At 62.1% G+C, this 17,349-nt stretch carries 14 protein-coding genes and 1 tRNA gene; 7 read left to right on the plus strand and 8 right to left on the minus strand.

Annotated features, from left to right (window positions below; translation table 11 throughout):
- Positions 1-163: 163 nt before the first annotated feature.
- A tRNA-Phe gene (locus FBQ73_RS13345) sits at positions 164-239 on the plus strand.
- Positions 240-481: 242 nt separating this feature from the next.
- On the opposite strand, the gene FBQ73_RS13350 is transcribed toward FBQ73_RS13345, so the two are convergent.
- Positions 482-1,288 carry a hypothetical protein gene (locus FBQ73_RS13350; protein WP_138399978.1) on the minus strand — a complete coding sequence of 269 codons (807 nt, stop codon included), beginning with the start codon at positions 1,286-1,288 and terminating at the stop codon, positions 482-484.
- Positions 1,289-1,626: 338 nt separating this feature from the next.
- Entirely contained in the window at positions 1,627-1,869 is a 243-nt protein-coding gene (locus tag FBQ73_RS13355) for a hypothetical protein (RefSeq protein WP_138399979.1), read from the minus strand.
- Positions 1,870-2,074: 205 nt separating this feature from the next.
- Here FBQ73_RS13355 and FBQ73_RS13360 point away from each other — a divergent pair, with 205 nt between their 5' ends.
- From FBQ73_RS13360 to FBQ73_RS13375, 4 genes are all read left to right on the plus strand, one after another.
- The gene (locus tag FBQ73_RS13360) at positions 2,075-5,071 is read left to right on the plus strand and encodes a BPTD_3080 family restriction endonuclease (protein ID WP_138399980.1); all 2,997 of its coding nucleotides are present in this window, start codon (positions 2,075-2,077) and stop codon (positions 5,069-5,071) included.
- On the plus strand, positions 5,071-8,004 hold the full coding sequence (locus tag FBQ73_RS13365) for a site-specific DNA-methyltransferase (protein WP_138399981.1): 2,934 nt from the start codon (positions 5,071-5,073) through the stop codon (positions 8,002-8,004). The genes FBQ73_RS13360 and FBQ73_RS13365 overlap by 1 nt, the downstream gene beginning before the upstream one ends.
- The gene (locus tag FBQ73_RS13370; RefSeq protein WP_138399982.1) at positions 8,001-8,423 is read left to right on the plus strand and encodes a DUF6508 domain-containing protein; all 423 of its coding nucleotides are present in this window, start codon (positions 8,001-8,003) and stop codon (positions 8,421-8,423) included. The genes FBQ73_RS13365 and FBQ73_RS13370 overlap by 4 nt, the downstream gene beginning before the upstream one ends.
- A gap of 91 nt (positions 8,424-8,514) precedes the next feature.
- Positions 8,515-10,485: a UvrD-helicase domain-containing protein gene (locus FBQ73_RS13375; RefSeq protein WP_246089694.1), complete on the plus strand. Its 1,971-nt coding sequence runs from the start codon at positions 8,515-8,517 to the stop codon at positions 10,483-10,485.
- Between the two features lie 45 nt (positions 10,486-10,530).
- Here FBQ73_RS13375 and FBQ73_RS13380 read toward each other — a convergent pair whose 3' ends face one another.
- Positions 10,531-10,758 (minus strand): helix-turn-helix domain-containing protein, encoded by a 228-nt coding sequence (locus FBQ73_RS13380; RefSeq protein ID WP_138399984.1) that lies wholly within the window; start codon positions 10,756-10,758, stop codon positions 10,531-10,533.
- An 83-nt stretch (positions 10,759-10,841) separates the two neighbouring features.
- On the opposite strand from FBQ73_RS13380, the gene FBQ73_RS13385 reads away from it, so the two are divergent.
- Entirely contained in the window at positions 10,842-11,219 is a 378-nt protein-coding gene (locus FBQ73_RS13385; RefSeq protein ID WP_138399985.1) for a hypothetical protein, read from the plus strand.
- 694 nt (positions 11,220-11,913) lie between these two features.
- On the opposite strand, the gene FBQ73_RS13390 is transcribed toward FBQ73_RS13385, so the two are convergent.
- From FBQ73_RS13390 to FBQ73_RS13410, 5 genes are all read right to left on the minus strand, one after another.
- Complete coding sequence (locus FBQ73_RS13390; protein WP_138399986.1) at positions 11,914-12,201, minus strand: hypothetical protein; 288 nt, start codon at positions 12,199-12,201, stop codon at positions 11,914-11,916.
- Between the two features lie 136 nt (positions 12,202-12,337).
- Entirely contained in the window at positions 12,338-14,125 is a 1,788-nt protein-coding gene (locus tag FBQ73_RS13395) for an AAA family ATPase (protein WP_138399987.1), read from the minus strand.
- Between the two features lie 135 nt (positions 14,126-14,260).
- Positions 14,261-14,488: a helix-turn-helix transcriptional regulator gene (locus FBQ73_RS13400; RefSeq protein ID WP_138399988.1), complete on the minus strand. Its 228-nt coding sequence runs from the start codon at positions 14,486-14,488 to the stop codon at positions 14,261-14,263.
- A gap of 90 nt (positions 14,489-14,578) precedes the next feature.
- Positions 14,579-15,208 (minus strand): hypothetical protein, encoded by a 630-nt coding sequence (locus FBQ73_RS13405; RefSeq protein WP_138399989.1) that lies wholly within the window; start codon positions 15,206-15,208, stop codon positions 14,579-14,581.
- A complete protein-coding gene (locus FBQ73_RS13410) occupies positions 15,144-16,325 on the minus strand; it encodes a tyrosine-type recombinase/integrase (RefSeq protein ID WP_138399990.1) in 1,182 nt (393 codons plus the stop codon). The genes FBQ73_RS13405 and FBQ73_RS13410 overlap by 65 nt, the downstream gene beginning before the upstream one ends.
- A gap of 131 nt (positions 16,326-16,456) precedes the next feature.
- On the opposite strand from FBQ73_RS13410, the gene FBQ73_RS13415 reads away from it, so the two are divergent.
- Positions 16,457-17,233 carry an LEM-3-like GIY-YIG domain-containing protein gene (locus tag FBQ73_RS13415; protein ID WP_138399991.1) on the plus strand — a complete coding sequence of 259 codons (777 nt, stop codon included), beginning with the start codon at positions 16,457-16,459 and terminating at the stop codon, positions 17,231-17,233.
- Positions 17,234-17,349: the final 116 nt, after the last annotated feature.

The raw sequence follows: 17,349 nt of genomic DNA on the forward strand, positions 1-17,349 counted from the left end.
CGCGATGCGCAAAGCGAGGCAGGACAGCAGCTTTCTGAAACTCTGCCGGTGGGTTTTCCACAGTCGGCCCGGCTGCAAGCGTGTCCGGTGCGGCGGCTCTGGACAGGTCCCGACTTCCTGATTATACACTCGCGGCTCCAAACGGCGCTGCCGCCGGTTGGACGCCCAGGTAGCTCAGTTGGTAGAGCATGCGACTGAAAATCGCAGTGTCGGCGGTTCGACTCCGTCCCTGGGCACCACTCATTTTCCAATGAAATCAAAGCTCTAGAGATCGTCTCTCTTGGACGGTACCAGTATATCAGACGCCTGGGTTTCCCCGGGGTGTCGAGAGCGGCGTGCTTGAACGAAGCGGGCTGATGCGGAATGTGCCGGTTTGGTGCGTCAGCGGCCGCGATAGGGCGCGTCTATAGCGGCAGAGGTTCTCGCCTTCCCAGCGGTGCGGGCACCGCTAACCTTGCTCTCGTGGTCCGGGTGCCCGCGCCTACGGGGCGCTGATGCGAATCGTGCCGGGCACGCCGAGGATCCAGCCCTCCACTTGTGCCTGTACCCGGTCAGGTGGTGTCAGCTCGGGGTTCAGGAATGTGCCGAGGCTGCCATCGTGATCGGCACGGGAAAGCCACGCCGCGATGCTGAAGGCGTCGTGTTGGTCACCGGTACGGTCCTCACGCTCATAACTTCGGCTCCAGAGGGCCGGGTACACCTCGGCAATGACCGATCGGCCTTCAAGCGGGGTCCAGCCATCGAAGGGCCAGAAATGCACGCGGTCGCCCATATGTTGGCGGATAAAGCGCAGCCAGGGGATCCCGGCATGCGTGGACTTCGCCACGGTGCCCTGGACGTCGAAGTGAAAAACCGACTTGGCGCTGCCGGCACGAATCTCTGTCAGCCGCCGCCAACGCGCATTGCCCTTTCGGGCTGCGCCATTGCCGGCCGAGCCGTCGCGCACAAAATCGACGTAGGTGTTGTCCTCGTCGGTCGGCCAGTGCCGGTGAAAATCGTCGAGAAAGCTGGGCCAGTCCGTCGGAAGCTGGTGCTCCTCGAAATAGCGCAGTGGGAAAGAGAACCCGTGATCGATGCCGACGATGGTGGGAATGTCGCGTGAGAGCTGCTCCACCAACCAGTCGGCGACCCCGCGCCGGGTCCAATATTTTCGCGGTGACGGGGGTGGGAGCACCTCGACAGGTCCCGAATCGGCTTCGCCTGCATAAACGCGCAACCCTTTGATGCTGGCGTTGGGCGTCTCGGCGCCGGAATAGTCGACCCCGATGTAGCGCCGAAAGCTCGTCACCTCAAACTCCTAGCGAGGTACCACACTGGGGCCACTGACCCGCAGGTTGGTGGTGATCATAATCGTCAACTTAGGAATTATGACCACCACCATGTCCCGGAATGTAGGACTTGGCCCATGGATCGCGGGTTTGAACACCCAAGATGTTGTTCGCGAGGCCAGACCGATTGTCGTCACGCGGATTTCAAGCCCATGCAGGGCGACGAACAATCGCGGTGTCACCCAGCGGGGCAGGGTGCCAACGTTTTCCCTGCCATCGTGAACGCCAACAAATGAGTAGCGCCCTGTGGTGGTGGTCAAAATCCTTATTGTAGGAATTATGAGCACCACCGCTCGGGTCACGCGAGGAGCGCAGCTCTCGCCTGCTTCTCCGCCTCCGAGCCCTTCGGCCATTCCCATGCCAATCGTGGCTTGTGGGTTTTGGCGAGTTCAGGGAACTTTTTCGCCTCTCGGGCAGCGATGCGCAGCTTCTCGCGAGCGAGGCGGGGGTCAATTTTCAACTCGGCGCAAATCGCCTTTAAGGTCACCGTCTCGGGCGGGTTCGTTGACGGTTTCGTGGCGGCAATCGGTTTTGTGGACATGATCGTCCCTCCTTCGCTGGACGATCAGTTCAATAAGATGATCGGTTCTGGATTGTCAGGGGTAACTCCATGTTCCGGCTGAGTGCGCCACTCGGGCAGGCATCGGTCGACGCAACCTTTGATTGAAATTCTGATCCGGCGCTGAAGGCATTGGCGCAGCTCTCGCCTTGGATATGATGCAGGTTGCAGGCGGGGGATTCGCAGTTTGACCAGCTTTTACGAGCGGCCGATTCTTAACTCGCCATATCGCGTGCCGGGATTGCACCATCCACTCGACAAGAATGGCCAGCCGATCGACGGCGAGCCGAGGCATGGCCGCCGCCCCTCCCGGCACATCGTGCCCGTCCCAGCCTCGAGGAAGAAGGCGTCGACCGGTCAGGCCTCGCTCGATCTGGAAACCTACAGCGACTACCCTCTCATCAACGAGATTCGTGGTTATGTCGACACGTGGCGCGCGCTGCCCAACCCTACCGATTGGGGGGTGACAGGGACGACGCAGCGGCTTCTGGAACACTGGCGGCATGGGCAGTTTTCAGGCCCGCAACCTTTCTTCTGCCAGATTGAAGCGGCCGAAACCATCATCTGGCTGACCGAGGTCGCCCCGAAGCGCGCCGCCACCAGGCGCCTGCGCGACGAACTGGAACAGCACAACCAGGAGGCCAATCCCGCGCTTTTTCGTCTCGCCATGAAGATGGCGACCGGCAGTGGCAAGACCACCGTCATGGCCATGCTGATCGCCTGGCAGGCGGTCAATGCTGCGCGCAAGGCTTCGAAGGATTTCTCCCGCGCCTTCCTGATCATCGCCCCGGGCATCACCATCCGCGACCGCCTGCGTGTGCTGCTTCCCAGCGAGCCGGACAATTATTACGAGACGCGCGAGATCGTGCCGCCGGAGATGCTGCCGGACATCCGGCGTGCGGAAATCGTCATCACCAACTACCACGCGTTCCAGCACCGCGAGACGCTCGCCTTGCCCAAGGTCGCGCGCAGCTTCCTGCAGGGCAACGCGCCGGAGCCGTTGAAAACCACCGAGACCGACGCCGAGATGCTCGAAAGAGCATGCGGCAAGCTGCTCAATTACGACCGCGTCACAGTCATCAACGACGAGGCGCACCATTGCTACCGCCACAAGGTGGGAGGCGACGCCGAAGGTCCGCTCACGGGGGAGGACAAGAAGGAGGCGGCCGAGAACGAAGAGGCGGCGCGGCTCTGGATCAACGGCATCGAGGCGCTGGATCGCAGGCTGTCGAAGGGGGTGCGCGCGGTTTACGACCTCTCCGCCACGCCTTTCTTCCTGCGCGGCTCGGGCTATCCGGAGGGGTATCTCTTCCCCTGGGTGGTGTCCGATTTCAGCCTGATGGATGCCATCGAGAGCGGCATCGTCAAGCTGCCCCGCGTGCCGGTGACCGACAATCTCGTGCAGACCGATACGGTGGTCTACCGCGATCTGTGGAAGTCGATCGGCAAGTCCCTGCCGAAGACCGCCGCCGGCGCCGCCAAGATGAGCCCGTTCGATCTGCCGACGACGCTGCTGACTGCGCTGACCGCGCTCTACAGCCATTACGAAGGCGAGTACCACAGGTGGGAGCGTGCCGGCATCGGGGTGCCGCCGGTGTTCATCGTCGTGTGCCAGAACACGGCCATTTCCAAGCTGGTGTTCGAATGGATCGCCGGCTTCGAGCGCGGCGATGCCGCCGAGGGCGAGCGCGCGGCCTTTCATGCGGGCCACCTGGAGCTGTTCCGCAATTATGACGAGCACGGCGCCCGCCTTCCCCGCCCGCGCACGTTGCTGATCGATTCCCGCGAGATCGAATCCGGCAAGGCGCTGGACAAGGGGTTCCGCGACGCCGCCGGCCCGGAGATCGAGCAGTTCAAGCGCGAGCTGAACGACCGCCTCGGCGCCGCGGGCAACGGCGACGTCAGCGAGGGCGAACTGCTGCGCGAGGTGATGAACACGGTGGGCCGCCCTGGCCGCCTCGGCGAGCAGATCCGCTGCGTGGTCTCGGTGTCCATGCTGACCGAGGGATGGGACACCAACACCGTCACCCACATCCTCGGCGTGCGCGCCTTCGGCACCCAGCTTTTGTGCGAGCAGGTGGTGGGCCGGGCCCTGCGCCGGCAATCCTACGACCTGAACCCCGAGACCGGCCTGTTCGACGTGGAATATGCCGACATCATGGGCATTCCGTTCGATTTTGCCGCCTCTCCGCAAAAGGCCGAGCCGGTCAAGCCGAAGCCGGTCACGCGTGTCCACGCCATCAAGGAGCGGGCGGGGCTGGAGATCGCCTTTCCCCGCGTCAGCGGCTATCGGCGGGAGCTGTCCTCGGAAAAGCTGGAGCCGCACTTTTCCGAGGACAGCCGGCTGGAGATCACGATCCTGGACATCGGCCCGACGGCGGTGGTGATGGAGGGCATCGTCGGCGCCGGCGTCACCATCACGCCCCAGGTGCTGGAGCGGCTGCGGCCCTCCGAGATCAGCTTCAACCTCGCCAAGCACCTGCTCTACACGCATTTCCGCGACGAGGAGGGCTTTCCCAAGCAGCACCTGTTCCCGCAGATCCAGCGCATTGCGCGCCGCTGGCTGGACGAGGGCTACCTGGTGACGAAGGGCGTGCCCATCGGCGCCATCCTCTATCAGGACCAACTGGCCCGTGCGGCGGAGAAGATCGACATCGCCCTCACCCGCGGCAGCGAGGGGAGGATCATGGCGGTGCTTGATCCCTACAATCCGAAGGGGTCCACCCGCCACGTCAATTTCATCACCTCGAAGCCCTGCTGGAAGACCGGCGCGCAGCCGCCCAAGTGCCAGATCAGCCATGTGGTGCTGGATTCCAGCTGGGAGGAACAACTGGCCCTCACGCTGGAGACCCATCCGCGTGTGATCGCCTATGCCAAGAACCAGGCGCTGGGCTTCGAGATCCCCTATCTCGATGGCGGCACCATGCGGCGCTATGTGCCCGATTTCCTCGTGCGGCTGGATGATGGCGGCACCACGCCGCTCAATCTCGTGCTGGAAGTGAAGGGCCTGCGCGACGAGGCCGACAAGGCCAAGGCGCAGACGACGCGCGACCTGTGGGTGCCCGGCGTCAACGCCCTCGGCGGCTTCGGCCGCTGGGACTTCGCCGAATTCCGTGACTGGACGACCATGACCGAAGACTTCGCCGCGCTGGTCGAACGACTGCTCAAGAAGGTTCCCGCCTGATGGCCCGTTCTCCGAAGGCCCCCAAATCCTCCAAGGCCGTCGATGCGCTGAAGCATGAGGCGGCCACGAGGGTGAACATTCCCACGGCGGAGATGGAGAGCTTTTTCCGGCGGGAGGAGGATTCCGCCCCCATGGCGCCGGTGCATTATCCGCGCGCACGGCCGCTGGGGGAGGGGGAGACGCGCACGCAGGAGGAGCCGCGCCAGCCCGAATTGATCTGGAACGGGGCGAAGATCACCATCACGCCGGAGCAGATGCAGGAGCTGGCCGAGAGGGGCACGCTCACCCTTGCCGACGCGCAACTGGTGTGGCGGGGCAAGGACCGGCAGGACTGGTCCGACCTCGTGGTGAACGTGCCGCCGCTCTATATCCAGGAGAAGATCCACCCGAAAGCCATCATCGACGACCTCAAGCGCCGCACGGCCCAAAAGCGGGAGGCGGACACCGACGCGCCCGACCTGTTCTCCGATTTCAACGGCATCGCGCCGGACCAGCGGGCGGAATTCTACCAGCACGACCAGCACTGGTCGAACCGCATGATCCTCGGCGACAGCCTGCAGGTGATGGCGAGCCTTGCGGAGCGCGAGAGCCTGCGCGGCAAGGTGCAGGCCATCTATTTCGATCCGCCCTACGGCATCAAGTTCAATTCCAACTGGCAGGTCTCCACCCTCTCGCGCGACGTGAAGGACGGCAAGCAGACCGACATCTCCCGCGAGCCGGAGCAGGTGAAGGCCTTCCGCGACACCTGGAAGGACGGCATCCACTCCTACCTCACCTATCTGCGCGACCGCCTCACCGTGATGCGGGATTTGCTCACGGAGAGCGGGTCGATTTTCGTGCAGATAAGCGATGAGAATATGCACCGTGTTAGAGCGATACTTGATGAGGTATTTGGCGATTCAAATTTTGCTTCCCTTATTACTTTCCGCAAGAAAATGATGCCTATGGGCTCCGACGTCACCGAAGGCGTGAGCGATTACATCATGTGGTACGGAAAAAATCGCAATAACATAAAGAGTCGTCCTTTATTTTACGAGAAAAGTTTGGATGGCGAAAGTATATGGGGCGATGCCATCCTCCCAGATGGACAGCGTTACAAGCTAACGGCCGAAGAGCGCCGCAATCACTCGCTTCTGCCAAAAGGCGCTTCTGTTTATCAGTCTATATCGCTTTTACCAGCGCAGTATCGGCGCAACCAAGATTTTAAGTTTGATTTTGAAGGACGCGCATGGAATCCGCCGAAATCAAACAGCTGGAAGACGGATCGAAACGGGATGCAAAAGGCATTCCGAGCCAATAGGATCCATCCTAGTGGTTCGACTTTAAGGTATATACTCCGTCATAGCGACTATCCCGTTGGTCGAATCACAAACCTTTGGGCCGATTCATCGGGCGCGACGCAGCAAACCTATGTGGTTCAGACCAACGAAGATGTTGTAAAACGCTGCATCCTGATGGCCACCGATCCCGGCGACCTCGTGCTCGATCCCACCTGCGGCTCGGGCACCACGGCCTATGTGGCGGAGCAATGGGGCCGGCGCTGGATCACCATCGACACCTCCCGCGTGGCGCTGGCGCTGGCGCGCACGCGCCTGATGGCGGCGCGCTATCCCTGGTACCTGCTCGCCGACAGCCGCGAGGGCCGCGCCAAGGAGGCAGCGCTGACCAAGCGCCCGCCCGCCGACACCCCGGCGCACAACGACATCCGCCAGGGCTTCGTCTATGAGCGCGTGCCGCACATCACCCTGAAATCCATCGCCAACAATCCCCTCATCGACGACATCTGGGAGAAGTGGCAACAGGTGCTGGAGCCCCTGCGCGCCGCGCTCAATGCCGCGCTCGGCACGACTTACGAGGAATGGCAGATCCCCCGCGACCTGCCCCCCGGCGCCCCTGCCGCCGCCGCCGCGCCCCACGCCCAATGGTGGGAGGCGCGCATCGCTCGCCAGAGCGAGATCGACGCCTCCATCGCCGCCCGCGCCGATGTGGAATATCTCTACGACAAGCCCTACGCCGACACGTCCCGCGTGCGCGTCGCCGGCCCCTTCACGGTGGAAAGCCTCTCGCCCCATCGCGTGCTGCCGGCCAGCGAGGAAGAGCTGATCGACGAGATCGACGCCGCCGAGGGCCGCCGCGCCCCCGCCGATGCCGACCTCGGCGGGCAGGACTTCTCCGCCATCGTCATCGACTATCTGAAGGCCGAGGGGGTGAAGCAGCAGGCTAAGGGCGACCGCATCACCTTCGAGAGCCTGACGCCGTGGCCGGGCCATTTCATCGGCGCCAGCGGCACCTTCATCGAGGGCGAGAACGGCCCCGAGCGCCGCGCCGCGATCCTCATCGGCCCCGAATACGGCACGGTGGGCCGCCAGGACATCGTCGCCGCCGCCCGCGAGGCGGTGGATGCGCGCTTCGACGTGCTGATCGCCTGCGCCTTCAATTTCGACGCCCATTCCTCGGAACTCGCTAGCCTGGGCAGCCTGAAGATCCTCAAAGCCCGCATCAACCCCGACATGCACATGTCGGAGGAACTGAAGAACACCGGGCGCGGCAACATGTTCGTGGTGTTCGGCGAGCCGGACGTGGAGATCCTCGACGACGGCGGGCCGGATATCCGCGTGAAGGTGAACGGGGTGGACGTGTTCGATCCCAACACCGGCGCCATCCGCTCCAACGACACCGCCGGCATCGCCGCCTGGTTCATCGACACCGACTATAACGAAGAAAGCTTCTTCGTCCGCCACGCCTACTTCCTCGGCGACAACGATCCCTACAAGAGCCTGAAGACGGCCCTGCAGGCCGAGATCGACGCCGACGCCTGGGCCACGCTCTATTCCGATACGTCCCGGCCGTTTCCACGGCCGCCGGGGCGGCGCATCGCGGTCAAGGTCATCAACCACTTCGGGGATGAGGTGATGAAGGTGTTCGCGACATGACCCGCGCGGATATTCAGGCACTGGCCGATTTTCTCCCCCCATTGCGGCAGCCCGGTTTCACCGCTGGCAAAGTGAGGGGAGGCGAGCAGACTGAGCCAGGCGTCTTCCAAATGCCATTCATCCAATACGATCCCGTGGTCGATGCTTTCGTTAAGGCAGCCTATCGGCATTCCTGGGTGTTGATGGATTTCGACTGGCCAGTCTGGGCACAGTCCGACGAGGCTAAAGCATTGCAAGACGACGAGACGGCAATCGCGATGGCAACCCCAGAGCAACTTGGCCGGCTGATCACCGTTTGCGTCCGGCAAGAGCGGTTTTGCGACGGCACCCTGATGTCTGCATTCGACTCCGGCCTGATCTTGCGTGTCGTCGAGCGCGCGGCCACTCTTGTCGGCCATCCCTCCTCGGACCTTGAATGAGCATCGGCCTTTGACCTTCCTCATCGCCGAGACCTTCACCTCATCCTTCACCCGCCTGTCCGGCCCGGACCAGAAGGCGGTGAAGGCGAGCGTGTTCGACCTGCAGATGGACCCGGCAGGCAACGGGCTGAAGCTGCACCGCATCGACAAGTCCAAGGATGCCAATTTCTGGTCCGCCCGCGTCAATCGCGACATCCGCCTCGTCATCCACAAGACCGGCGACAGCCTGCTCCTCGCCTATGTGGGTCATCACGACGATGCCTATGCCTGGGCGGAGCGGCGGCGGATCGAGGCGCATCCGCGCACCGGCGCCATCCAGATCGTTGAGGTGCGGGAGCGGGTGGAGGACGTTGCCGCGCCAGCAACGCTTGATCTCGTCTTTCCTGCACCGACCGAGGGTCCGCAGGCTGCGCCGCGTCTGTTCGCCGCGCTCGACGACGAGGCACTGCTCTCCATCGGCGTGCCCGCCGATTGGCTGGCGGACGTGCGCGCGGCCAATGAGGACGGATTCTTCGCCCTCGCCCGGCACCTGCCGGCCGAGGCTGCCGAGGCGCTGCTGCAATATGCGGCGACCGGCGTCCTGGCGCTGCCCGCGCCGGCACCTGCCTCTCCATTCGCCCATCCCGATGCGCTGCGTCGCATCCGCCTCATCGCCAATCAGGAGGAACTGGAACAGGCGCTGGCCTTCCCGTGGGAGAAATGGGGCGTATTTCTGCATCCCTCGCAGCGCGCACTGGTGGACCGCACCTTCTCGGGGCCGGCGCGGGTGGCAGGCTCCGCGGGCACCGGCAAGACCATCGTCGCGCTCCATCGTGCAGTCCGGCTGGCGCGCGCCAATCCCCGCGCCCGTATTCTGCTGACGAGCTTCTCGCAGCCGCTGGCGGATGCCCTGGCGAAGAAGCTCCTGGTGCTTGCACCCGAGACGGGAGGCATAGTGCCGCGCATCACCACCGCGTCGTTCCGGGGGATCGCCGAGGAGATGTATCAGCTTGAACATGGGGTGCGGCCCCGCATCGCCTCCGACGCCATCCTGCGGGAGCGGCTGCGTGCCGCCGCCGCCGCGACGGACCTGAAGGGGTTTTCGGATCGCTTCCTGCTGTCCGAGTGGAGCAATGTGGTCGATGCTTGGGGCCTGACATCGCTCGACGCCTATTCCACCGTCCAGCGTATGGGACGCAAGAACAGGCTTGGTCCCAATCAGCGCGCACGGCTGTGGCCCGTGTTCGCGGCGACGCGCGAGGCGCTGGCTGCAGAGCGCTATACGACCTGGGCGGACGTTTTCACCGGACTGGCGGACGCTCTGGCGCGGCGTCCATCCAAGGCGTTCGACCATGTCATCATCGACGAAGCGCAGGACCTTGCGCCGGCCGAACTGAGATTTTTCGCCGCGCTTGCGCCAGCCCGGCCGGATGGCCTGTTCCTGTCCGGCGACGTCGGCCAGCGCATCTTTCAGCATCCCTATTCATGGGCGAGCCTCGGCGTCGAGGTGAGGGGTCGATCGCACACGCTCAAGGTCTGCTACCGGACATCCCAACAGATCCGCAGTGCCGCCGACAGGCTATTGCCAACCGTCTTGCGCGATACCGATGGCATGGAGGACGAGAGGCGCGGGATCGTGTCCGTCTTCGATGGGCCGCTGCCGGACGTCAAACGCCTGTCCAGCATCGAAGCCGAGGCGGAAGCGGTTCGCGCGGTGGTGGCAACTTGGCTCGGAGAAGGCATTTCGGCCCATGAGATCGGCCTTTTCGTCCGCTCCTCCCAGCTTGTAGCGCGCGCCCGGGCGGCGATCGCCGGGCTCGACGGTGCCGAGCAAATATCAACTGCACCCATGGACCTGGCCAAGGGGTTGGAGTTCCGCGCTGTTGTGGTGATGGCATGCGACGAAGGAGTTCTGCCACTCGACGAACGTGTTACCGACGCTGCAGACGAAGCCGAACTGGACGACATCTACGAAACGGAGCGTCGATTGCTCTATGTTGCCTGTACGCGGGCGCGCGAGCATCTGCTCCTGTCCGGCGTCATTCCTGCGTCCGAGTATCTCGCTGACTTTGCAGGCAAATAGGTCGGATAGATTCAATACCTCTTAGGTAGTTGCCGGTTCCCTAAACTAGAGCGACGGACCCTTACCATGGGTGCGGAATAGATCAATTATATCAATCTCAAGCGCATTGGCAATTCGAGCCAAGACCAGCACTGACGGATTGCGCTTCCCGCCTTCCACGCCACTCAGGTAGGTTTGATGAATATTGGCGCGGTGAGCGAGTTCCTCCTGCGACAGGCCTTTGTCGCGTCTGACCTTCTGCACATTTTGGCCGACCCGCGCCCGCACGTCCATGCGCGGATGGAGAGCTTTAGAGCTTGTTCATGACCATAGACTATGAGTCATAATTGAGATTCACGACGTTTGGTCTGCCTCTTATGAACATCCTCCTTGCGCCATCCCTCCCCTGGACCGATCGCGCCGCGCTTCCGAACGAGCCGGGTGTTTACGTGATCGCCAAGGAGGGTGAGGTGATCTACGTCGGCAAGACGTGGGGTGGGGAAGGCCTCAGGGGTCGAATCGGGGATTTCCATCGCTCTGCCACCACAGGCATGAAGGGGCATGCTGGTGGGGTGACCTACTTCGGTAAATTTGGCGCCATCGATCCGGCCCCCATGTCGGTGAGCGTCCACGTGCCCGTGATTATCCGCCGCGACTCCGACGTCCTATATCCTTATATCCAGTACGTTGAGCGTCGGCTCATTTGGGAGCATGTCGAGCGGCACGGCCGGCTGCCGCGCTGCAACAGCGAGTAGGGCGCCCCGGGGCACCAGGCCGTGCCCGCCCCGCCGGTGCATGCCACCTCGGGCGTCAGGGAGCGCCGTACGCGATTGAGGGCACATCCCCGGAGGGTACAATCACCGCCGAGGCGCGGCGGATGGTGCCATCAGCTTGGGGACGCGGAGCATCCCGCCAAGCGTTAAAGACCATTCAATCGCACCAGCAGCGTCCGACCTCGGCCGACCGTACGCAGCACCTTGTATGTCAGTCGATGGCCGAAGGAGGCACGTCACGGGCGTCAGCTGAAGCCGGCAAGCGGACGGATACAAAATGTCCGAATAGCGAGCGCTCCCGGGACAAATGATGCCTTGTGGGCACGGTGGGAAGGCCATTGCTCACCCAAGGCGGCGTTGGAGGGAGGTGGCCGAGCCGAGAGGCATTGGCATCGCAGGGCAATCAGTGGGGCCCGCCACCTCGACGGGTCGATATTGAGTCGCAGTGTCGTGTTGAAGGGCTCAACCCGCCGCGATCGTGAGTTGGGCGCCGGTTCGAAATGCTGCAGATGCCTTTTTTGGGGCTCTGAGCCCGCTTCCTTGGGCGTAGGCCAAGCTGCCGAGGTTGCCGTTCCGGTCCTTCTCGCGCTGGACATGGTATCGCTAGCAGAGGGCGTTCGATTTGAAAAAGCCGGCGGGACCGTCCCGCCGGCTCCATAGGATATCAATCAAGGTCTTACGCGGCTGGGACTTCGCTGCCGCTTTCAAGCAGCCGGCGGAAGTTCTTCTCCCGAACCTTTAGGTCGTCGACGATGCGCTGGGCTACGAGAGTGATGATGCGTTCAGCATCATCGCGGCGTGACAAAGCAATGGCCAGCGCGATCACGCTCACGAGGGCGTCTATGATTTCTCCGGTGTGGAGGGCCGCGCCGCCGACATTTTGATTGTAAGACGTCTTCGTGATCGCCTCTATAACGGCACGCTCGATGCGATCGCGATATTGGGTGTCGAGGGTGTGAGACAAGAGAGTATCTTTCTGCGCAACATGGGCGCGGTTACGGGTTTACGCCTTGTTGTGGCGGGTTATGCGGGGGAGGGGGCCGGACAGGGCGAGGTCGTGCTCAAAACCCCTGAAATAGGAATTTAGAGCACCACTCGGGTCAGGTCCCTTTCTTGGAAGGCAAGGACCAGAAGGACGAGGTGCCTTTGCGGACCATGCGAACATTGAGTTCTTTGGCGACCCGCCGCACGGTGATCCAAGCGAAGGAGCGAGCATCGGCAGCCAAGCGCACCGCGCGGGAATCGCGCGCACCTGTAGCGAGCAGTGCCTCAAGGAATGCCCGAACATCCTCGCTTTCGCGGGCGGGGCGTCCGGGTCCTTGGTTCGGCGGCGCCTGCAGGAGTTGGTCCGAGGTCAGATTTTTGTCGATGCCGAGCCATTTCACCACCGGCACACCATCTCGCGAACGCGATGTGAGCGTGAAGGTGATGGTCGGGCCGAGCGGGCCGTAGTTCGACTTGGAGTGTCCCAATGCGCGGACCTCGGCGTCTTGCGGATGCCGAGCCATGACGAGGGCCGAACGCACGCTGCCGATGATGGCGACCGAGCCATGTCCCTGCATCAGGGCATCACCCTGCCGGCTCTTGCGCAGGTGGCGCACGACGAGGATGGCGCAGTCACTGTCACGTGCAATACGAGCAAGCCCGACAAAGAATTGCGTCATGTCGGTCGCCTTATGGACGTCCGTGCCCGCCCCCATATAGGCGACGAGCGGATCGATCACGACAAGAGCTGGTGTCGCCTCGGCGATCTTCTGCCGAAGGAGATCGAGACCACTCTCGTCGAGTGTGAACAACTCCTGCGCGAACCAGATGCGGCCCTTCGATACGTCTGCCCCGTTGGCGATCAGCCGTGGTTTGAGTACGCGTGCGGGATCATCCTCGGCGCTGAGGATCACCACAACGCCCTTCGGGACGTCGGGAGACCATGGAACGCTCGTCCCCGTCGTGAGGGCCGCGATGAGGGCCATGGTGAAGTTGGACTTCCCGATACCGGGATCGCCTTCGAGCACCGTCACCACGCCACGCGGCAGGATCGGGCGATAGAGCCAGCGCACTTCCTCGACCTTCACATATGCGAGGTCCCCGAAAGCCTTCTCGGAGGGCGTCGGGTAGGAGCTGACGCTCTTGGCGATCTTGTCTACCTCGCGCTGGGGTAAGGGTGGGTCGCACATTTCCTGGTTGATTGCCGCGAGACTCTCGGCGATCGCGTTCTCTGGGGTGCCCTTGGCGCGTAGCACGCCGGCCATGCTGGCGAGGTGCGTGTTCCGGCCACCTTCGCCAACCTTCTTCCTCGACATGCTGAAATCCACCTGGACCGCACGGCGAGGCTTGAATACCTGTAGATTGAGCTTCGCCGCGAGGTCGGGACCATGCCGCCATCGATAACGCTTCCCGCAAATGTGGCCCGAGGGCGCGACCACAACATAGCCTTTGCCATTGTACCGGAAGTCGACGCCTTCAAGATTTGGCGCTTTCCAGGCATCGAGCCCTTGGCACGTAAAAACGCAATGGCGCCCCCTGCCTGTTCGCTGAGAAAGCGTTTCAGGGAGATTCAGAGCCGCAACGGAGGCCTCGCCTTTTGAACCGTCTATGTCGACGATCAATACATCGCCGGTCGGTACCAGGCCGATATTTACGTTGGGGTGCTTGTCAAAGATCCGATTGAGCTTATCGGGATCGGTCGTGGCGTCTTTGAAACCATGCGGGAAAAAGGGTGTCATCGGATGCTTGCCGGGATGGGAGCAAGCTGGGACTCCGCAGTCGCATACGCCGTCGGTCACGCCGTAGAGCGCGATGATGGGGTGGCCTGCTTCTGCATATGCTAGTGCAGCGGCTTTCCTGTCAGGCGAACGCATAGATTCCATCAGTCGAAACGGCTTTCGCATGATCAGGATCCTTGGACAGAAGGTGTTGTGGCATCAGCTGGTGCGACCCGCCGGCGAAGGCGTGCGCAATCGTTCATGCTGGTGGGCATGTTGGGGCCTTTGATTTGGAGGATTTCAGGAGGCGCTATGGCGCCATCAGGCGTAATCTGCGTAAACGTGCTGGGCACGCTCAGCACGCCGCTCTTCAATCCAGTTTAGAATTTCGGTGCGGTCCCAGCAGACTCTGGTGCCGCCGATGCGAATGCGGCGGGGAAACCGTCCGCGCGCTTCGTTGCGCAGCCAGGTTACGTTGCTACCGGGGATTCCGAGGGCTTTTACCTCGGTGCGGGTCAGAAAGACCTTGGATATGGGTTGTTCGTCCATCGCGCCTTCCCGTGGTTTGATCGCAACACAATGTCGGCGATCTCTTCGGGGAGGATGGGCGGAAGTTTCCTGTTAAAACAGGTGCCGTGGTTATTCTGGCGTGCCGGTTTGGTTTTTCCTGCTCCCCTTCGGTCGTCCACCACGTCGAAGATCCGGCCGGTTTGATTCGTTTACAGCCCTGCGTTTTGCGTCATCGAAAGCTCGTCGCGACAGGCTCGGGAATTTTATCCTTGCAGCTTCGAATAGCTTGTCGCTCGGTCCAATGGTCCCTTCTTGATGTTTAGTGAATAAATTTAAGAGCCAAACGAAACATTTTGATAAATCGCTCGCGTTTGTCGAGATCGAAGGACGTCTATGTTTCGAAAGAAAGGCGACGAGGTCGGATTTAGATATTTTAAGTTCATATGGGTGACTTTCAATTGGTCCAAATAGGCAGCAATTTCGTTTGAGATCGATCTTGAAAAACTCATTTGCGGCTACGGCGGGCTTGAGTTGTCGCTCGTGACCGTCGAAAGCATGATAAAATGCGTCGACTTTCCCGCTTTCCAACGCTTTATAAAGATTCCGCAGAGGAATCTTGATTCGCTCGTCATCGAAGGGAAGATTGTCTTCCCATGCGCTACCATGTGTCTCCGGACCAATAAGTGCAATCGCCTCACGCGGCGACAGGAAGTATTTTTCCTGGATTTCGCCGATCGGAATCGACCAACTCTTGGACATGCTCGGCCCACCCCATCAGTGCTCCACGCTTCTCCTGCGTGTAGGCGTGGCGATTATAGACGGCCGCGACACCCGAGACGATGCCGCTTTTATGGTTGAGCACAGCCTCGATGACATGGGGCTGGACCCCCATCATGGCCATGTTGGTGGCGACGGTGCGCCGGATGTCGTGCATGCGCCAGTCGTCGGCGCCTGCGGCCTTCTCCAGGCGGGCCTTGAGACGACCAAACCCCGAGATCGCTGTGCGCCCCGTGGTGGTGAACACGAAGTCCGAGCCCGCGAAGTGGGGAAGGGCGCTCAGGATCGAGAGGGCCAAAGGGGCCAAGGGCACGACATGCTGTGTGGCATTCTTCGTGCGCATCGCCGGGAGGGTCCATGTGCCCTTGTCGAGGTCAAGTTCGGACCAGCGCATCCCGGCAACCTCTCCCCGGCGCTGGCCGGTGAGGATGACCATCTTGGCGAAGGGCTCGAATGGGAAGCCTTCGCCCTCGGCGGCGCGCCAGCAAGCGACGATTTCATCGTCGGTCAGGACGCGGTCGCGTGCAACTTCCTTTGCCGGCGCCTTCAGGGCAGCCACCGGGTTCACTTCGATCGTGCCGCGGTCGAGGCACCAGGCGAATAGCTTTTTGATCGCAGCTAGCGCCCGGTTCGCTCCAGTGCCCAGGCCGGAGGTCGTGAGCCCGTCGAGCACGCTCACAACGTCGGCCCGCTTGATCTCGTCAATGGGGGCGTTGTGCAGAGCCGCGAACTTGTCGAGGACCCTCTGCGTGGATTTCCAGCTGCGGTTGCGCGGCTTGGCATAGAGTTCAATAAACTGGGGGATAACCTTGCCAAGGGTGAGCCGGATCTCTGGCTCCTCGTCGAAGGTGCCGAGCTGGATCTGGCGCAGCACCTCGCGGGCTTTGTCGCGGGCGTCGGCAAGGCTGAGGATGGGATAGGTGCCGAGCTTGATCCGACGCGCGCGATCCTTCACGGTCGTGGCAAGATACCAGACCCTGGCGCCCGTCACCGATACGCGGATCATGAGGCCCACGACAACATCATCACGCACTTCGTACCGCTTCGTGGTCGCGGCCTGGAGGCTATCGAGAAGCTTGGGTGTGAGTTTCTTGCGCATGACGCGCACGATGACACCCAGGGGGTAGCTCTGTCAGGGTACGGTTTGGAGGCATCTGAAAAGGGGATGGAGTATTCAGATGAATTCAAAGGCGGACGATCAATGGAGCAAAATGAGAAATGAATAGTTTAATGCCGATCGAAGAGCCGATCAGCTTCGACGAAAACGTCCAGTATCGAATTGGAAAATACGTTTACCGGTTGATCGACCCGCGGTGTGGTGAAACATTCTATGTCGGCAAAGGAACTGGAAACCGCGTCTTCGAACATGCGCGGGGCGATATCGAGCCCGAGCCCGATGCGCTGCTGCCGCCAAAGCTCGACACTATCCGCGCCATCAAAGCCGAGGGCCTTCAGGTTCGCCACGTTATTCACCGGCATGGGTTGAACGACGATCAGGCCTTCCTGGTCGAGGCGGCGTTGATCGATGCCTATCCCAAACTCACGAATGCCGTCAGCGGCCACGGCTCCGGCGACACCGGGCTGATGACGGCCAGGGAGATCGTCATCAAATACGGCCTGCCTGAGCTTGTAACAGATCCGCCCGACAGGTTGGTCCTGATCAACATCAGGAAGCTCGACAAGCGCGATGACGCGAAGGCCATTTTCCAGCTTGTTCGGTACTGCTGGCGGATCAACAAGGCACGGGCCGAAAAGGCGGATTATGTGCTCGCCGTGTTGCGCGGCGTCGTTCTTGGCGCGTACGTCGCTGATCAATGGCTTCCAGCAACGCGAGAGAACTTCCCTGAGATCGAGTATGCCGACGGTTCAGAGGCGCACCGCTGGGGCTTCCGGGGCCGGGCTGCTCCTCCCGACGTATGGGAGCGCTATGTCGGAGATTTCGGTAAGCGCATCGTGCAACCGGAACTGCGGCATGACCAATATCCAATCCGGTACTGGAGGTGCTGAAAATGTGATACGCGGCGCGCGCCGCGTACCACGACGCTGATAGCCTGCATAACGGATCGAATCCGCGCCCAAGGCCAGTGGAAAGGCGGGTTCGTGAGGGCGGGCTTTGCCGGGCA

Origin of the sequence: Xanthobacter autotrophicus (assembly GCF_005871085.1) — a bacterium.
Classification (GTDB): domain Bacteria; phylum Pseudomonadota; class Alphaproteobacteria; order Rhizobiales; family Xanthobacteraceae; genus Xanthobacter; species Xanthobacter autotrophicus.